13 protein-coding genes are annotated in these 15,760 nt (G+C 68.5%); 7 read left to right on the top strand and 6 right to left on the bottom strand.

The genetic code is table 11. From position 1 onward, the window contains the following. Nucleotides 1-42: 42 nt before the first annotated feature. Genes I2487_RS13260 through I2487_RS13245 form a run of 4 tightly spaced genes read right to left on the bottom strand, consistent with a single transcriptional unit; the run spans nucleotide 43 to nucleotide 4,631 of the window. On the bottom strand, nucleotides 43-1,464 hold the full coding sequence (locus tag I2487_RS13260) for a sensor histidine kinase (RefSeq protein ID WP_255546393.1): 1,422 nt from the start codon (nucleotides 1,462-1,464) through the stop codon (nucleotides 43-45). After that, nucleotides 1,457-2,377, bottom strand: a complete 921-nt coding sequence (locus I2487_RS13255; RefSeq protein WP_207170220.1) for a DUF2705 family protein — start codon at nucleotides 2,375-2,377, stop codon at nucleotides 1,457-1,459. The genes I2487_RS13260 and I2487_RS13255 overlap by 8 nt, the downstream gene beginning before the upstream one ends. Then, nucleotides 2,374-3,285 carry an ABC transporter ATP-binding protein gene (locus tag I2487_RS13250; RefSeq protein ID WP_207170221.1) on the bottom strand — a complete coding sequence of 304 codons (912 nt, stop codon included), beginning with the start codon at nucleotides 3,283-3,285 and terminating at the stop codon, nucleotides 2,374-2,376. The genes I2487_RS13255 and I2487_RS13250 overlap by 4 nt, the downstream gene beginning before the upstream one ends. Before the next feature lie 35 nt (nucleotides 3,286-3,320). Further along, nucleotides 3,321-4,631, bottom strand: a complete 1,311-nt coding sequence (locus I2487_RS13245; RefSeq protein ID WP_207170222.1) for a DUF418 domain-containing protein — start codon at nucleotides 4,629-4,631, stop codon at nucleotides 3,321-3,323. 74 nt (nucleotides 4,632-4,705) lie between these two features. Here I2487_RS13245 and I2487_RS13240 point away from each other — a divergent pair, with 74 nt between their 5' ends. Further along, nucleotides 4,706-5,572, top strand: a complete 867-nt coding sequence (locus I2487_RS13240) for a potassium channel family protein (RefSeq protein ID WP_207170223.1) — start codon at nucleotides 4,706-4,708, stop codon at nucleotides 5,570-5,572. Between the two features lie 101 nt (nucleotides 5,573-5,673). Here the strand turns inward: I2487_RS13240 and I2487_RS13235 are convergent, their stop codons facing one another. Continuing rightward, nucleotides 5,674-6,759 carry an inositol-3-phosphate synthase gene (locus tag I2487_RS13235; protein ID WP_207170224.1) on the bottom strand — a complete coding sequence of 362 codons (1,086 nt, stop codon included), beginning with the start codon at nucleotides 6,757-6,759 and terminating at the stop codon, nucleotides 5,674-5,676. 142 nt (nucleotides 6,760-6,901) lie between these two features. Here I2487_RS13235 and I2487_RS13230 point away from each other — a divergent pair, with 142 nt between their 5' ends. Continuing rightward, on the top strand, nucleotides 6,902-8,314 hold the full coding sequence (locus I2487_RS13230) for a glycosyltransferase family 87 protein (protein WP_207170225.1): 1,413 nt from the start codon (nucleotides 6,902-6,904) through the stop codon (nucleotides 8,312-8,314). Here the strand turns inward: I2487_RS13230 and I2487_RS13225 are convergent. After that, a complete protein-coding gene (locus I2487_RS13225) occupies nucleotides 8,300-9,724 on the bottom strand; it encodes a CCA tRNA nucleotidyltransferase (protein ID WP_207170226.1) in 1,425 nt (474 codons plus the stop codon). The two genes, I2487_RS13230 and I2487_RS13225, sit on opposite strands and share 15 nt — an antisense overlap. A 123-nt stretch (nucleotides 9,725-9,847) precedes the next feature. On the opposite strand from I2487_RS13225, the gene I2487_RS13220 reads away from it, so the two are divergent. The 5 genes from I2487_RS13220 (at nucleotide 9,848) to trxA (ending at nucleotide 15,720) form a co-directional block, all read left to right on the top strand. Next, entirely contained in the window at nucleotides 9,848-10,402 is a 555-nt protein-coding gene (locus I2487_RS13220; protein WP_518523729.1) for an NUDIX hydrolase, read from the top strand. Nucleotides 10,403-10,528: 126 nt separating this feature from the next. Further along, entirely contained in the window at nucleotides 10,529-12,235 is a 1,707-nt protein-coding gene (gene murJ, locus I2487_RS13215; protein ID WP_345941437.1) for a murein biosynthesis integral membrane protein MurJ, read from the top strand. 69 nt (nucleotides 12,236-12,304) lie between these two features. Beyond that, nucleotides 12,305-14,230, top strand: coding sequence for a hypothetical protein (locus I2487_RS13210; RefSeq protein WP_207170227.1), 1,926 nt, complete (start codon nucleotides 12,305-12,307; stop codon nucleotides 14,228-14,230). A gap of 144 nt (nucleotides 14,231-14,374) precedes the next feature. After that, nucleotides 14,375-15,379: a thioredoxin-disulfide reductase gene (gene trxB, locus I2487_RS13205; protein WP_207170228.1), complete on the top strand. Its 1,005-nt coding sequence runs from the start codon at nucleotides 14,375-14,377 to the stop codon at nucleotides 15,377-15,379. A 14-nt stretch (nucleotides 15,380-15,393) separates the two neighbouring features. Next, a complete protein-coding gene (gene trxA / locus I2487_RS13200) occupies nucleotides 15,394-15,720 on the top strand; it encodes a thioredoxin (protein WP_036475735.1) in 327 nt (108 codons plus the stop codon). The last annotated feature ends 40 nt before the right edge of the window (nucleotides 15,721-15,760 follow it).

Genomic DNA, 15,760 nt, shown 5'->3' with positions numbered 1-15,760 from the left:
GCGGGGTGTGCCGCGTCGTCGTGGTGGTGGTTGTTCACCGGGTCATCCCTTCTGCGGCGGTTCCAGCACCGCGCGCACCATCCAGCCCCGGCGCGGTGCCGGGCCTGCGTAGACCGAACCGTTGTAGAAGCCGGCGCGCTCCTCCATGCCATGGATCCCCTGGCCGCTGCCCACCGATTCACGGCGCTCACCATGGGCCGGGTGCACGCCGTCGTCGGTGATCGTGAGCACCACCTGACCGGTGGCCGGCATTCCCAGCGCGGCCTGGTCCGCCGCGCTGAGGCCTTCGGAGCGCAGCCGTCGCGACTCCTCCAGGCCCGGACCGGCGCGGTGTTCGATGTGCACCGTCACCTCGGTGACCAGGCGCCCGTAGCGCAGCACGTTGGTCAGTGATTCCTGGATGATCCGGTGCACCGTGAGACCGAAGCCGGCGTCCTCGGGCAGCGAGGGCCCGGTGAGGCTCACGGTCAGCGGCAGGCCCGCTTGGCGGAAGTTCTCATAGAGGTCTTCGAGGGATTCCCCGATCGGGCGGCGGGCGGCGCCGACGTCCTGGCCCTCGCGCAGCACCCCGATCACGCGACGCATGTCTCCCAGCGCGGTGCGGCCGGTGCCGGAGAGCTCTTCGAGGACCTCACCGGCGCGGTGCGGATCCTTGCGCGCCACGATCCGGGCGCCGTCGGCCAGCGAGATCATCACCGAGAGCGAATGGGCGATCACGTCATGCATCTCTCGAGCGATCCGGTTGCGCTCGGCGACCTGGGCCAGCTGCTGGCTGCGCCGGGCCCACTCCAGGACCTCCTGCTCGTGGCTGTGTCCGCGGCGCACCGCGGCGCCGATGCCGGCCGAGATCCCGACGCTGAAGAACATCGTCACCGCCAGGATGCTCAGCGACTCGACCTCGTTGAGTCCCATCGGATCGTAGTAGTTCTCCATCCACCAGCTGGGGCCGTTCCGGGAGATCCAGGTGTCCATGCGCAGGAAGGTCAGGTAGCCCAGCACCGTGGCCGGGAGCCCGGTGATCAGCCCGACCAGCAGCCCGCGCTGCCGCGCCACGGAGTAGGCGGCGAAGCAGAGTCCCCACATCTGCACGCCCTGCCAGGGGTAGAACGCCAGCAGCGCCGCCTCGGCCAGGGCCACCAGGGCGAGCACGCTCAGCGGATGCGAGCGTCGGAAGCACAGCGCCGCGATGATCACGCCGTAGCCGAGCAGCAGCCACAGCGCGCCGCGGCCCAGGTCGTAGAAGGCGTACGGGTAGACCCACAGGGCCAGCAGCACATAGACCCCGATGACCACCGCGTCCATCGACCTCGGATGCCTGCGGAACCAGCCGCGCAGGCCGCGCCGACGCACGATCGCGAGATCCTCGAAGCCAGGGGGGAAGACCTGCCCCGTGGGGGATTCGGAGGGCGCCTGGGTGATCACGGCATCGACTCTACCCAGCGGCGCGGCACCGGGGTCAGGCATCGCGTCGCGTGAACAGCAGCCATCCCGGGATCAGCACGAGCCCGGCCCAGGCCAACAGCAGTGCGCCGGCCAGCGGCACCGGCAGGTCTGTGGCCAGCGAGGCGCTGCCGGCGGTGAACTGGCGCTGAAGCGCGAAGATCTCGAAGCGCGCCAGCTCCTCGACCCACGGAGCGAAGTCGGTGAGCGCCTGCAGCAGGCCCAGCGCGATCGGTCCGCTGAAGAGCAGCAGGCAGTAGGTGACCACCGCCCCGGCGGTGCTGCGCAGCAGCGCGCCGAGTCCGAAGCCGAGCGCGGCGGTGATGATCACCACCGCCGCACTGCTCAGCGTCATCCACCAGAGCTCGGGCTCCCACAGCGGGGGCATCACGTCGTAGAACCCCGCCAGCGGCAGCAGGACCAGGAAGCAGAGCAGCATCAGCGCCGCGGTGAGCGCGGCGATGAAGCCGCAGACCGCCAGCAGCTTCGCGGCGAAGAATATGCTGCGGTTCGGCACCGCGGCCAGCGAGGACCGGATCGAGCCGGAGCTGTGCTCGGTGGTGATCGCGACCGCCGCGAGCGCCCCCATCAGCAGCGTGATCAGGGTGAAGCTCGCGAAGGCGTTCTCGAACAGTCCCAGCCCGGTGAGCTGCGCCTCGGTGTCCTGCAGCGAGGTGTCGGCGAGCAGGTAGCGGGTGCTGAACACGGTGGCGGTCAGCGTGAGGACCATCACCGCGAGTGCGGCCAGGCTCAGCCACCAGTTCAGCCGAAGGCTGGTCAGCTTCAGCCACTCCGCACGCAGCGCACGGGCGAAGCTGACCTCGGCGGCGCCCAGCGCCGACCCCGTGCTCGCAGCCGAGGTCGGGCTCGCCGCCGACGCGGTGCTCCCAGCGTCGGGGTGGGCGCTTCCCGGGGCGCGGGAGGTATTGGCGTTCATACGAGTCCTCCGGAGCGGTGTTCGACATAGTTCCCGGTCAGCCTGAGATAGGACTCCTCCAGGGAGGAGTGCAGCGGAGTCAGCTCATGGACGACCGCACCGATCTCCAGGGCCCGGCGGCCGATGCTGCGGGCATCGATGCCGCGCGCCTCGAAGGTCTCGGCGTCCTGGCAGACCAGGGTGATCTGGGCTCCGGCGAGCGCGGCCATGAGCGCCTGCGCGTCCTCGGTGCGCACCAGCACCCGGGTCTCTCCCGCGGGGTCGATGAAATCGCCCAGCGGCTGATCGGCGATGATTCGCCCCTGTCCGAGCACGATCAGGTGATCGGCGGTCTGCGCCATCTCCGACATCAGGTGCGAGGAGATGAACACGGTCCGTCCCTGGGCGGCGAGTCGGCGGACCAGCTGGCGGACCCAGCGCACGCCCTCCGGGTCCAGTCCGTTGATGGGCTCGTCGAAGATCAACACCCCGGGGTCTCCCAGCATCGCGGCGGCGATCCCGAGTCGCTGCGTCATCCCCAGGGAGTAGCTCTTGATCCGTCGGGTGGCCACGGAGCTGAGTCCGGTCATCTCGATGACCTCCTGGACCCGGGCCTTGGGGATGGCGTGGGTGGCGGCCAGGATGCGCAGCTGCTGCTCCCCGGTCCATCCCGGGTGGCACGCCCCGGCGTCGAGCACCGCTCCGACCTCGCGCAGCGGGGCGCGGTGTTCGGCGTAGGGTCTGCCGTTGATCGTGATCTGCCCGGCGCTGGGCCGGTCCAGCCCCATGGCCAGCCGCATCGTGGTGGACTTGCCCGCGCCATTGGGACCCAGGAAGCCGGTGACCCGGCCGGGCTCCAGCGCGAAGCTGATCCCGTCCACCGCGGTTCGCTCCCCGTAGCTCTTGGTCAGGCCGCTGGCTGTGATCATGGCTCCACGCTAGGTCCGCACCGGTGCGGTGCGCATCACGCTGAAGGATGATCCTGGGTCGGTTTCACGTGAAGCGGCTTCGCCGCGTAGGTCCAGGCGCGCAGCGGCGCCTCCATCGGGCCGCGGTCGAAGAAGCGCAGCCACAGGTGTGAGATCCCGAGCTGGCCCAGCCAGAGCCCGACGATGACGCCGCCCACCTGGCTCGCGCTCAGCTGCCCGGCCAGTCCCAGGCCCAGCGGGGCGCCCAGCGCGGAGAAGATCAGCGCGAGCACCAGGGACTGGCCCAGGTAGTTGCTCAGCGACATCCGTCCGGCAGGGGCCAGGAGGCGCACCAGCCAGCTGAACCCGCGGTGGCGCAGGATCAGCAGCACCGCCAGGACATAACCGGTGGCCTGCACCGGTCCCGCGAGGAAGATCAGTCCTGCGCTGAGCGTCTCGGCGCCCAGCCCGCCGGCTCCCGGTTCGCCGCCCCAGACCATCCACGCGGCGGTCACGCTGAGCCCGCCGCCCACCGCGAGGGCGGGCAGCATGACCGAGACCAGCCGCGTCGTGGCGATCTCTCCGGCGAGGATCTGCTCGATCATCCGGGCTCGTCCGATCACCAGCCCCAGCAGGAAGGCCGCGAACGCGATGGGCCCCTGCACCAGCAGCATCGAGGGGGCCACCAGCGCGTAGGCCTCCAGCTGGAACGCCAGGTAGCTGCCGAGGCTCCCGGTATAGGCCGCTCGGGCCTCCTCGGTGGCCATGATCAGCCCAGAGCTCTCCATCGCCTCCGGGCTCATCCCCGCGCCCTCCGTCATCGCCGCGCCCTCCAACATCGGAGCGGACTCCAGCCACCAGGTCAGTGCGCCCAGTCCGAGGAGCGCCAGCGCCACCACGGTCCAGAGCCCGGCGGCGAGCAGCAGCGCGGCCCGGGTGCTGATCCGGCGCAGCCCCAGCAGCGCGAAGCCCAGGACGGCGTAGGCGAGCAGGATGTCGCCCACGAAGAGGAAGATCCCATGCAGCAGCCCCAGGACCACCAGTCCGGCGAAGCGGCGCTGTGAGCGGGAGACCTCGCTGACCCCGGCGCGGTGCGCGGAGCTCCACTGCAGCACGAAGGCCAGACCGAAGAGGAAGGAGAAGATCACATAGGACTTGCCCTCGAAGATCGCCGTGGCGGCGAAGGCCACCCACTGATCAGCAGCCGCGAACGCCCCGGCGCCGCCTCCGGAGCCCGTCTCGCCCAGTCCGGCGGAACGCCCGCCGCCGGCGAGGTTCTCCGGAAAGGCGAAGTACCAGATGTTCACGGACAAGATGCCCAGCAGGGCCAGCGCGCGCAGCGCGTCCACGGCGTGAAGTCGTTCCATCCCCCCAAAATACCGGGCCCTGCCTGCGCCACGGACGGTAGGGTCGCAGGAAACCATTTCGTCGGGAGAGTTCTTTGGGCACTGTACTGACCATCGCCGGAATCTCGATCATCCTGGTGGGACTCTGGGACATGTTTCACCAGCTGATGCACCCGCGTGGTTCAGGCAGGCTCAGCGGCTTGGTCTTCTCCGCGGTGTGGGGGCTCTCCCGGGCCACCGGTCACCGGTTGGGCTTCGCCCTGGGACCCGGGACGATGGTCGCAATAGTGCTGCTGTGGGTGTTGATTCAGGGGATCGGCTGGGCGTTGATCTACCAGCCGCACGTCTCCGAGGGTTTCCTCTACTCCGACGGTGTGAACCCCGGTGACTATGCCAGCTTCGCCGAGGCGCTCTACATCTCGCTGGTCTCGTTGGCGACGCTGGGCTTCGGCGATGTGGTCGCCGTGGATCCTTGGCTGAGACTGGTGACCCCGCTCCAGGGCCTGACCGGGTTTGCACTGCTCACCGGCGCACTCACCTGGTTCGTGCAGGTCTATCCGCCGCTGCTCCGGCGCAGATCGGCGGCGCTGACGCTCAGGGCGCTCCAAGAGACCGGCTACGCCGAGAACCTCCATGAGCTTCAGCCCTGGGCGGCGCAGATCGAGGTGGATCGGCTCACCGAACGGATCTCGGACATCTGCGTAGATCTCTCCCAGCACAGCGAGACCTATTACTTCCAGGTTGATGCGGCCGGAGTCTCCTTCTCACACCATCTGCCCTACGCCCTGGCCCTGCAGCGAGCCGCTGAAGGATCCCCTTCTTTGGAGGTGCGGATGAGCGCGGCGAAGCTCGGCACCATGCTGGACCAGCTCGCCTCCACGCTGAGCCCGAGCTTCGTCTCGGGAGAAGGCCTGGAGCAGATCTTCGCGGCCTACGCCGCTGACCACCCACGGCCACGCTGACCGACTTCTTCGTTTCACCGGGGTGCACCGGGGCGCGCGCGCAACACCAGCGACGCCGGACGTCAGCTGACACCCGCGCCCCGGTTCAACACCAGGTGGGCTCAGCGGTCGACCTCGCCGCGGATGAAGGCCTCGACCTTCTCGTGGGCGACGTCGTCGTGGAACTGCTCCGGCGGGGATTTCATGAAGTAGCTCGAGGCCGAGAGCAGCGGTCCGCCGATGCCGCGGTCCAGCCCGATCTTCGCCGCCCGGATCGCGTCGATGATCACCCCGGCGGAGTTCGGTGAGTCCCAGACCTCGAGCTTGAGCTCGATGGAGACCGGGGCGTCGCCGAAGTTGCGGCCCTCCAGCCGGATGAACGCCCATTTCCGATCGTCGAGCCACTGGATGTAGTCGCTGGGCCCGATATGGACATCGCGGTCCGCCAGCGGCGCCGAGGTGTTGGAGGTGACCGCCTGGGTCTTGGAGATCTTCTTGGACTCCAGCCGGTCGCGCTCGAGCATGTTCTTGAAGTCCATGTTCCCGCCCACGTTGAGCTGATACGTCCGGTCCAGGTGGACACCGCGGTCTTCGAAGAGGTGGGCCAGCTCGCGGTGCGTGATCGTCGCCCCGATCTGGGACTTGATGTCGTCCCCGACGATCGGCACTCCTGCCTCGGTGAACTTGGCCGCCCATTCCGGGGTGCCCGCGATGAACACCGGCAGCGCGTTGACGAAGGCCACCCCGGCGTCGATCGCGGCCTGCGCGTAGAACCGGGCGGCCTCCTCGGAGCCCACCGGCAGGTAGCAGACCAGCACATCGGCCTGGGCCTGCTTCAGCGTGGCCACCACGTCCACCGGCTCGGCCGCGGACTCCTCGATGGTCTCCCGGTAGTACTTCCCGAGTCCGTCCAGGGTGGGTCCGCGCTGCACGGTGACCCCGGTGGCCGGGACATCCGCGATCTTGATGGTGTTGTTCTGCGAGGCGGTGATCGCCTCGGCCAGGTCCAGGCCGACCTTCTTCGCGTCGACGTCGAAGGCTGCGACGAACTGGACGTCGCTCACGTGATAGTCCCCGAATCGGACATGCATCAGCCCTGGAACCCGCTGATCATCGGGGGCATCCTTGTAGTATTCCACGCCCTGGACCAGTGATGCCGCACAGTTTCCGACGCCGACCACGGCGACTCGGATGGGATGTTCTGCCAAAAGTGCTCTCCTTGGGGTCTTGCAGCTTGGTCTCCCAGCGCGGCGGGGGTCCCGCCGCGAGCTGGAAGGTGATCTCAGTCATATTGGTGTCTCTGAGTCAGAAGCCTATAGCGAGTCGACCTCGGAGGTTATCGTGGACCCGATGACCAAGCCCCCGAAGGACGGACCCCCGGTCGCTCCGACCCGGGATGACCCGCTGCTGCGGCACCTCTCGGAACGCTTCGGCGGACCCGCAGGGACCCGGCTGCGCCCTCGGGGCAACCCGAGCCGGGTGTTGTTGGGCCTGACCGTGCTGGGAATCCTGCTCTCGGCGCTGACCAGCCAATATTGTCGGATCAACGGCTGGGGCGGGGTCGGGGTCTATCACGCGGGCTGTTATTCAGACATCAGCGCGCTCTTCACCCAGCGTGAACTCGGCCAGGCGCCCTGGGGTCCGCTGATCGGTCCGAGCTACTTCGAGTACCCGGTGCTCACCAGCCTGGTCGCGGCGCTGCTGGCGGCCTCGACCCGGTTGCTGCTCACCCAGGAGCTGACCGCGGCGCTGGGCTGGTCCGCCGAGCGCGCCTCGCTGCTCTACTGGGACCTCAGCTTCGCCGCGGCCGCGCTGGTGTGGCTGGTGCTGGTGCTGGTGGTGATGAAGGCCGCCGGTGCACGTCCCTGGGACGCCGCGATCGTGGCGCTCTCCCCGGCGATCATCTTCGGCATCGGGATCAACTGGGACATCTGGGCCGTGACCGCGCTGGCCCTGGCGATCCTGGCCTTCCAGCGCGGTGCCCATGTCAGCGCCGGGGTGATGATCGGCGTCGGGGTGTCCTTCAAGCTGTTCCCGCTGTTCATGCTCGGTGCGGTGCTGGTCCTGGTGCTGCGCCGTGACACCCGGCTGGGGCTTCAGGTCTTCCTGCGCGTGCTCGGCGGCACGGCGGCCAGCTGGCTGGTGCTCAACATCCCAGCGATGGCGCTGAGCTTCACCTCCTGGTCCCAGTTCTTCGAGCTCTCGGCCGAGCGCGGCGCCGGATACTCCTCGCCCTGGCACCTCTGGCAGCTGCTCGCCGGGGACCGCGGCGGTCCGAGTCCCGAGCTGATCTCGGGCCTCGGGCTGGGCCTCTTCGCCGCGGCCTGCGCGGGGGCGCTGGTGCTGGGACTGCTGGCGAAGCACCCGCCCCGGATGGTGCAGCTGCTGTTCCTGATCGTGGCGGCATTCCTGCTGCTGAACAAGGTCTATTCGCCGCAGTTCATGATCTGGCTGATCCCGCTCATCGCGCTGGCGGCACCGCGCTGGCGCGACGCGCTGATCTGGCAGGGGTTCCAGCTGCTGCACTTCTGGGCGGTGTGGATGTACCTGGCAGGCATCGTGGGGGACCAGGACCCGCAGCATTCCTTCGACACCGCGCTCTACATCGCCGCGGTGCTGGGTCATATCGGTGCCACGATCTATCTGATGGTCCAGGTGGTGCTCGACATCCTGCGCCCGGAGCGGGATCCCGTGCGCCGCGCGAACCCGGATCCCGCGCCTGGTGGCCGGACGCAACCGGTGCCGAGCTCAGAGCTGCGCTGAGGCCCAGTCCTTCAGGATCTGCACCGCGTCCTCGCGGGACACCGGCCCATGCTCCATGCGGTGTTCGAGCAGGAACTTATACGCCCGGCCGACCTCGGGGCCGGGGGGTATCTCCAGGACAGCCATGATCGCCTCCCCGTCGAGGTGCGGCCGGATCCGGTCCAGCTGCTCACGCTCGGCCAGCTCGGCGATCCGGGCTTCGAGGTCGTCGTAGGCGTGATCGAGCCGGGCGGCCTTCTTCTTGTTCCTGGTGGTCACATCCGAGCGGGTGAGCCGGTGCAGCCGCTGCAGCTGGTCACCGGCGTCGGTGACGTAGCGGCGCACCGCCGAGTCGCTCCAGCCCTGGTCGCCATAGCCGTAGAAGCGCATGTGCAGCTCCACGAGCAGGCTCACCGCGGCGATGGTGGCCTTGTCGAAGCGCAGCTCCTGCATCCGCCGGCGGGTCTGCTTGGCGCCGACCACGTCGTGATGCCGGAAGCTGACCCCGCCGCCGGGTTCGAAGCGGCGGGTCTTGGCCTTGCCGACGTCGTGCATCAGGGCCGCGAAGCGCAGCACGAAGTCCGGGCCCGGCACCGGGCCCTCCTCCTCGGTCTCCAGGGCGCAGGCCTGTTCCAGCACCTGCAGGGAGTGCTGGTAGACGTCCTTGTGCCGGTGGTGCTCATCGTCGGTGAGCTTCAGCGCGGGCACCTCCGGGAGCATGATCTCGGCCAGGCCGGAGTCCACCAGCAGGTCGATCCCGGCGCGCGGGTCGGCGCCGCAGATCAGCTTGACCAGCTCCTCGCGGATCCGCTCCGCCGAGACGATGCTCAGCCGCTGGGACATCTCGGTCATCGCCGCGCGCACCTCTTCGGCGACGTCCAAGCGCAGCTGCGAGGCGAAGCGGGCCGCGCGCATCATGCGCAGCGGATCATCGGAGAAGGACTCCTGGGGAGTGGCGGGGGTGCGCAGCACTCGCAGGTGCAGGTCCTTGACCCCGCCGTGCGGGTCCACCAGTTCAAAGCTGGGCAGCTTCAGCGCCATCGCGTTGACCGTGAAGTCGCGCCGGACGAGGTCCTCGCCCAGGTCGGTGCCGAATTTGACCTGGGGCTTGCGTGAGCCCGGGTCGTAGGCCTCCGCCCGGTAGGTGGTGATCTCGATGGTGTCGGCACCCTTGCGGATCCCGATGGTGCCGAAGTCCCGGCCGATGTCCCAGTGCGCCTCGGCCCAGCCGGAGACCGTCTCGATGATCTGATCCGGGGTGGCGGCGGTGGTGAAGTCCAGATCCGGGGAGGTCCGGCCCAGAAAGAGGTCCCGCACGGGACCGCCCACCAGGGAGAGTTCGAAGCCGTGGGCGGCGAAGCGTTCGCCGAGTTCGACGACGACCTCGGGCAGCCAGGCGCCGTCGGGGAAACCAGAGGGAAGGTAAGGCATAGCGCAAACAGTGTCCCATATGCCGCGCCCGGGGAGCCCCGGATCCGCGCCAGCACCGGCATGCGCGCTGCGCTCCGCGCCGGACTCCGTGATCCGCGCGGCACTCCTATTAGAGTGTCGGGTATGAACAGACCGGAGACCGGCGATGAACGGCGCACCCCATTGACGGTGTCAATGGGTGCCCGGCGCATGCCGGCCCGGCAGTCCACGCGGCAGCAGGGCAGCCTCCCGACGGTGGAGGAGGTCAGCGCCGGAGGGGTGATCATCCGCCCGGCCGCCGCAGGGTTCGAGGTCGCCATCATCGCCCGGTACAACCGCGGCGGCCGCCTGGAGTGGTGCCTGCCCAAGGGCCACCCGGAGGGCACCGAGACCTTCGAGGAGGCCGCGCTGCGCGAGGTCGCCGAGGAGACCGGGATCGAGGGGGCGATCCTGACCTCGCTCGGCAGCATCGAGTACTGGTTCACCGTCCCCTCGCACCGGATCCATAAGACCGTGCACCATTACCTCATGGAGGCTGTGGGCGGGGAGCTCAGCATCGAGAACGACCCCGACCATGAGGCCGTCGACGTCGCCTGGGTGGACCTGGATGCGCTGGAACGCACACTGTCCTTCCCCAACGAGCGCCGGATCGTGAATCTCGCCCGTGCGGTGATCGATGAGTCGGTCCAGTCCAGCTGATCCGGCTATAGTCCACTGACGATGACTGCTGCTTCCCCCGGACAGACCGAGACCGGTCCACCGCCTCCGCCCTCGACTCCCTCGACCCCAGGCCCCTCGACCCCGGGCCCCGCGACCCCTGGTCCCGTGAGCCCTGACGCCTCGACTGACCAGAGCCACCTCCCCGCGAAGGGCCTGGCCCGCGCCAGCGCGATCATGGCCGCCGGCACCCTGGTGTCCCGGGTGCTCGGCATCGTGCGCACAGCGCTGCTGGCGGTGGCGATCGGCGGCACCACCCTGGTGGGCGACGTCTTCGAGAAGGCCAACACCGTCCCCAACGTGGTCTACCTGCTGCTCGCCGGCGGCATGTTCAACGTGGTGCTGGTCCCACAGCTGATCAAGGCCGCGCGGCGCTCCGATCGGGGCGCAGACTACACCTCGCGGCTGCTCACGCTGACCATCACGGTGCTGGCGGGGTTCACCGTGCTGCTCACCCTGGCGGCCTACCCGATCATCTCCACGCTGACCCGCAACTGGACCGAGCCGATGCTCGCCCTGGGCACCGCCTTCGCGATCTGGACCCTGCCGCAGATCTTCTTCTACGGGCTATACGCGGTCACCGGGCAGGTCCTCAACGCCAATGCCCGCTTCGGCTGGTACATGTGGGCCCCGGTGCTGAACAACCTGATCGCCATCGGGGTGATCATCAGCTTCATCCTCACCTTCGGCCAATACGCCGCCAGTGATGACCAGCTCACCGAATGGACCACCCAGCAGACCATCTGGCTGGCAGCCGGCCACACCGTGGGCATCATCGCCCAGGCGCTGCTGCTGCTGTGGCCGCTCTCCCGCCTCGGCCTGAAGCTGCGCCCGAAGTTCGGGCTCAAGGGCATGGGCCTGGCCTCCACCGGACGGATCGCCGGCTGGACCCTGGTGACCATGCTGATCGGCAACATCGCCAACCTGCTCTACATGCGGCTGATCTCGGGGGCCACCGCGGTGCGTGAGGAGATGGGCGCGCTCGGCGCCGGGGTGCCCGGGGAGTACGCCGCCAACGTCGCGGAGCTGATCGCGATCCTGCCGCATTCGGTGTTCGTGCTCTCCATCGCCACGGTGCTGTTCAACCAGCTGGCCCGGGCCATGGACACGGGCCGGTATGGCAGAGCCCGGGAGATCATCAACGAGGGCCTGCGGATCTTCGCCATCCCGGTGATGTTCGCCATGGTGGCGGTGCTGGTGCTCTCCGGCCCGCTGGGCAGGATCTTCAGCGGCTCCGCGGAGAACGCCAACCTCGCCGGCGCGGCGATCGGGCAGCTGCTGGTGCTGCTCGCCTTAGGGATGCCCTTCCGTTCGGCCAGCTTCTACCTGATGCGGGTCTTCTACTCCGCCGAGGATGCCAAGACCCCGATGCTGATCTACGCGATCATCGCGGTAGTCGGGCTGAGCACCGCCTATGGTCTTGCCGGGGTCGTGCCTGATGAGCAGATCCCCTACCTGGTGATCGGGCTCTTCTCCGCGCTGCACATGCTGCAGTACCTGATCGCTCATCTCCTGGTGGTCCGGCGCTGGGGCGGCTTCGACTTCGCCTCGGTGCTCAGCGCCTATCTGCGCTCCGGTGCCTGTGCCGGCGTCGCCGGACTGGCAGGGGCCGCCGCGCTGTGGCTGCTCGGCGGCTATGACTGGGGCTTCGCCTGGGACTCCATCTTCACCGCGGTGCTCAGCTGCGCCGTCGTCGGCGTGGTGATGGCGGTGGTCTTCGTGCTGATGCTGCGCGCGCTGCGGGTCAAGGAGTTCACCGCCGCGATCGCACCGCTGGCGAGGCGCGTGCCAGCACTGTCCCGCCTGGCCCGGTAGGCTTGACCTGATCTGACCTGGCTGTCTGCGATTGGGTGGCCAGGATGTTTCCCGGACCGAGGAGGACTTGTGGCGCAGCCTTTCGGCGTCGGCGATGTGGTGGGCGGGCGGTACCGCATCACCCACCACGTGGTGACGTCAGCTGATCAGGACATCGTCTTCCAGGCGAGCGACGAGGTCCTCGACCGGGACGTGAGCATCCTGCTGGCCTCACGCTCGAACGCCAAACAGGTGGCCACCTCCGCGCGGGAACTGGCGATGGGCTCCCGCGACTCCGACGTCCAGGTGCTTGATCTGGGCCTCGCCGAGGAGCGGACCTACCTGATCTCCTCGCTGGTCGATCCCAACACCCTGCTGGATCTGGTGGTGCCTGACACCGCGCCCTACGTGGAGCCGTTCTTCACCGACTCGCTGGGCTCCGAGCTCTTCGGACAGTCCCGGATCATGGAGCCCGAGACCTACGAGGACGACGACGAGTACTACGCCGGACTCCACGCCGGCTCCGCCGAGGACCGCTCCGAGGATCCCGCACGTCGCTTCCGCCGACGCCGGCCCGCCTTCCTGGACAAGGTCTCCGACTCGCTGAACCGCCGGCTGAATACCGAGAACGACGCCGCTGCCCACGCCGTCGCTGCAGGTCAGGCGGACCAGGGCCAGGCGGATCAGGGTCAGGCGGACCAGGGCCGTGCGGCCGCCGCGGCCTATCTGCTCAGCGACATGGAGGTCACCAGCGCGGACCCCGCAGCCGACACCGCCGAGGACTTCTCCGGCACCCGGGAGAGCTTCACTGCCGCTTCCGCCGAGTCCTTTGAGGGCCGCGAGCCCACAGCCCCTGAGGAGGACCGCTCCTCCGCACCCACCGAGGCTGGCGCGGACGCCGCATCCGGTGACTCGGAAGGCTTCGCGCCACAGGACTCATACCCCGACCAGCCTGCGCCGGCCCAGGACGCCGAGCGGCTCGACGGTGATGAGGTCGTAGATGACCCGCCAGACTCCTTCGTGGAGGACGAGGATCTCCCCCTGGCGCCCGCCGCTCCGGCGCTGGCCCCGCTTCCCGGTCCCGCGCGCTCACGAGGACTCAGTGACGCGGTCTCTTTCACCGGACTGATCCGGCCGGTGCCACGCCTCGAGGATGACGCGGCCCTGCAGGCCCCCAGCTCCGCCGCGGCTCCCGAACTGCACAGCTCCAGCCCGGCCCGCACCGGGCACTCCGGCTCCGAGGGTCCTGTCGCCGCGGGCCTCTCCGGGGCAGCGGCGGAAACAACGGCGGCCGAGCCCGCCGACACGGATTTCCAGGATGAGAAGCCTGGCATCGGCCGATGGATCACCGCCGCGGTGCTCGCCGCGGTGTTGCTGGTCGCTGCCGTGGTGATGTTCATGAACCTGCGCGGCGGCGAGACGCAGGACGCCTCCGACCAGCAGGACCAGGAGGAGGGCGCAGGGGACGCCGGCGCCGAGGAGAGCGGTGACGAGGGAACTGAGGAGGGCGATCAGGAGCCCGGCACCGAGGAGTCCGCCCCGACCGAGGCCGAGTCCGTGGAACCCGAGATCGCGAACATCACCCGCGTGGTGCCCGACTCCCCAGACCTGATCTCGGACCGGGATGGCCAGCTCGCCAACCTTCTGGACGGGGACCCCGCCACCACCTGGGTCACGCTGTCCTTCGCGACCGCTGACTTCGGCGGCTTCAGCTCCGGCGTCGGCCTGGTGGCGGAACTCCAGGAGCCCGCCGAGCTGTCCGCGGTCACGGTCACCCAGGAGGGTGACTCCTCGGGAGGATCCTTCGAGATCCTGGTCAATGACACGCCGAGCTTCGAGGGCGCAGAGCAGGTCGGCAGCGGCACCCTGAACTGGAACGAGACCACCGTGGAGGTCGAGTCGGAGGGCGAGGTCGGCTACGTGATCCTCAACATCACCGAGCTGCCCAGTCAGGCCACCCCGAATGCGGACGGCCTGCCCTTCAGCGCTGAACTGGCCGAGATCTCCCTGGACTGACCCTCGGGGCCGCAGTGGGGGCGCAGTGGGGGCGCAGTGGGGTCGCACACACCGCTCCAGTAGGCTGGCGGGTGATGGAATAGGCTGTACATCGATGATGTTCAATATTCCAGACACCACGACCGTTGCTAAGGACATGTGATTGTGACTGAACAGACCCCTGACCAGGTTCACGACGTGGTCATCATCGGCTCCGGCCCTGCTGGCTACACCGCTGCCGTCTACATGGCACGCGCGAACCTCAAACCCATCATGCTCACCGGCTCGGTGACCGCCGGAGGTGAGCTGATGAACACCACCGACGTGGAGAACTTCCCCGGCTTCCCAGACGGCATCATGGGGCCTGACCTCATGATGAACATGGAACAGCAGGCCCGACGCTTCGGGACCGACATCCGCCACGAGGACGCCACCGCGCTCGTCCTGGACCGCCCGGTCAAGCAGATCACCACCGGAGCCGGAGACGTCCTCCACGCCCGCGCAGTGGTGCTTGCTACAGGCTCCGCCTACCGGGAGCTCGGTGTCCCTGGCGAGAAGGCCCTCTCCGGACACGGGGTCAGCTGGTGCGCCACCTGTGACGGCTTCTTCTTCCGGGAACAGAACATCGCCGTGGTCGGCGGCGGCGACTCGGCGATGGAGGAGGCGCTGTTCCTGACCAAGTTCGCCTCCAAGGTCACGGTCCTGCACCGCCGTCAGGAGCTGCGCGCCTCCCAGATCATGGTCGACCGGGCCAAGGCCAATGAAAAGATCGAATTCATCTGGAACACCGAGGTGACCGAGGTTCAGGGCGAAGGCAAGGTGAGCCGCCTGATCCTGCGTGACACCACCACCGGCGAGCCCTCCACCCTGGATGTGACAGGACTCTTCGTCGCGATTGGTCATGACCCGCGCACCGAGCTCTTCAAGGATCAGATCACCCTGACCGAAGAGGGCACCGCCTGGGTCGAAGGCCGCACCTCGAGGACCTCACTCCCAGGAGTCTTCGCAGCCGGAGACGTGCTGGACCCGACCTATCGCCAGGCGATCACCGCCGCCGGCTCCGGGTGCGTCGCAGCTCTCGACGTCGAACACTGGTTGGCCGACACCTTGAACTCTGAGGCGGCGAAAGTCCCGACCCCACCGACCAACACTGCCCCCGTCCCGTCCTAAGAAAGGAGATCTACATGTCAGATCTCAAGAACGTCACCGATGCAAGCTTCGAGCAGGATGTCCTGCAGGCCGACAAGCCGGTCCTGGTGGACTTCTGGGCAGAATGGTGCGGCCCCTGCCGCATGCTGACTCCCATCCTCGAGGAGCTGGCCGCCGAGAACCCCGAGAAGATCGAGGTCGTGAAGGTCAACGTGGATGAGAATCCCGGCACCGCCGCGAAGTTCGGCATCACCTCTATCCCCGCCGTCTACGCCTTCAAGGGTGGCGAGCATGTCCAGTCCTCCATCGGCGCGAAGCCGAAGCAGGCCCTGGAACAGGAGTTCGCTGACCTGCTGAAGTAGACACCGGCCTCACCACCTGAGGTCGAACAGGCGGGGCCCG

It is taken from the genome of Nesterenkonia sp. E16_10, from assembly GCF_017347085.1.
Taxonomy (GTDB): Bacteria; Actinomycetota; Actinomycetes; order Actinomycetales; family Micrococcaceae; genus Nesterenkonia.
This window is presented reverse-complemented; position numbering and strand designations above follow the sequence as displayed.

Coding starts and splice junctions, on each gene's coding strand:
- I2487_RS13245 (WP_207170222.1), bottom strand. CDS start 4,631: ATGGAACGACTTCACGCCGTGGACGCGCTGCGCGCGCTGGCCCTGCTG.
- I2487_RS13250 (WP_207170221.1), bottom strand. CDS start 3,285: ATGATCACAGCCAGCGGCCTGACCAAGAGCTACGGGGAGCGAACCGCG.
- I2487_RS13260 (WP_255546393.1), bottom strand. CDS start 1,464: ATGCCTGACCCCGGTGCCGCGCCGCTGGGTAGAGTCGATGCCGTGATC.
- trxA (WP_036475735.1), top strand. CDS start 15,394: ATGTCAGATCTCAAGAACGTCACCGATGCAAGCTTCGAGCAGGATGTC.
- I2487_RS13225 (WP_207170226.1), bottom strand. CDS start 9,724: ATGCCTTACCTTCCCTCTGGTTTCCCCGACGGCGCCTGGCTGCCCGAG.
- I2487_RS13230 (WP_207170225.1), top strand. CDS start 6,902: ATGACCAAGCCCCCGAAGGACGGACCCCCGGTCGCTCCGACCCGGGAT.
- I2487_RS13220 (WP_518523729.1), top strand. CDS start 9,848: ATGAACAGACCGGAGACCGGCGATGAACGGCGCACCCCATTGACGGTG.
- I2487_RS13255 (WP_207170220.1), bottom strand. CDS start 2,377: ATGAACGCCAATACCTCCCGCGCCCCGGGAAGCGCCCACCCCGACGCT.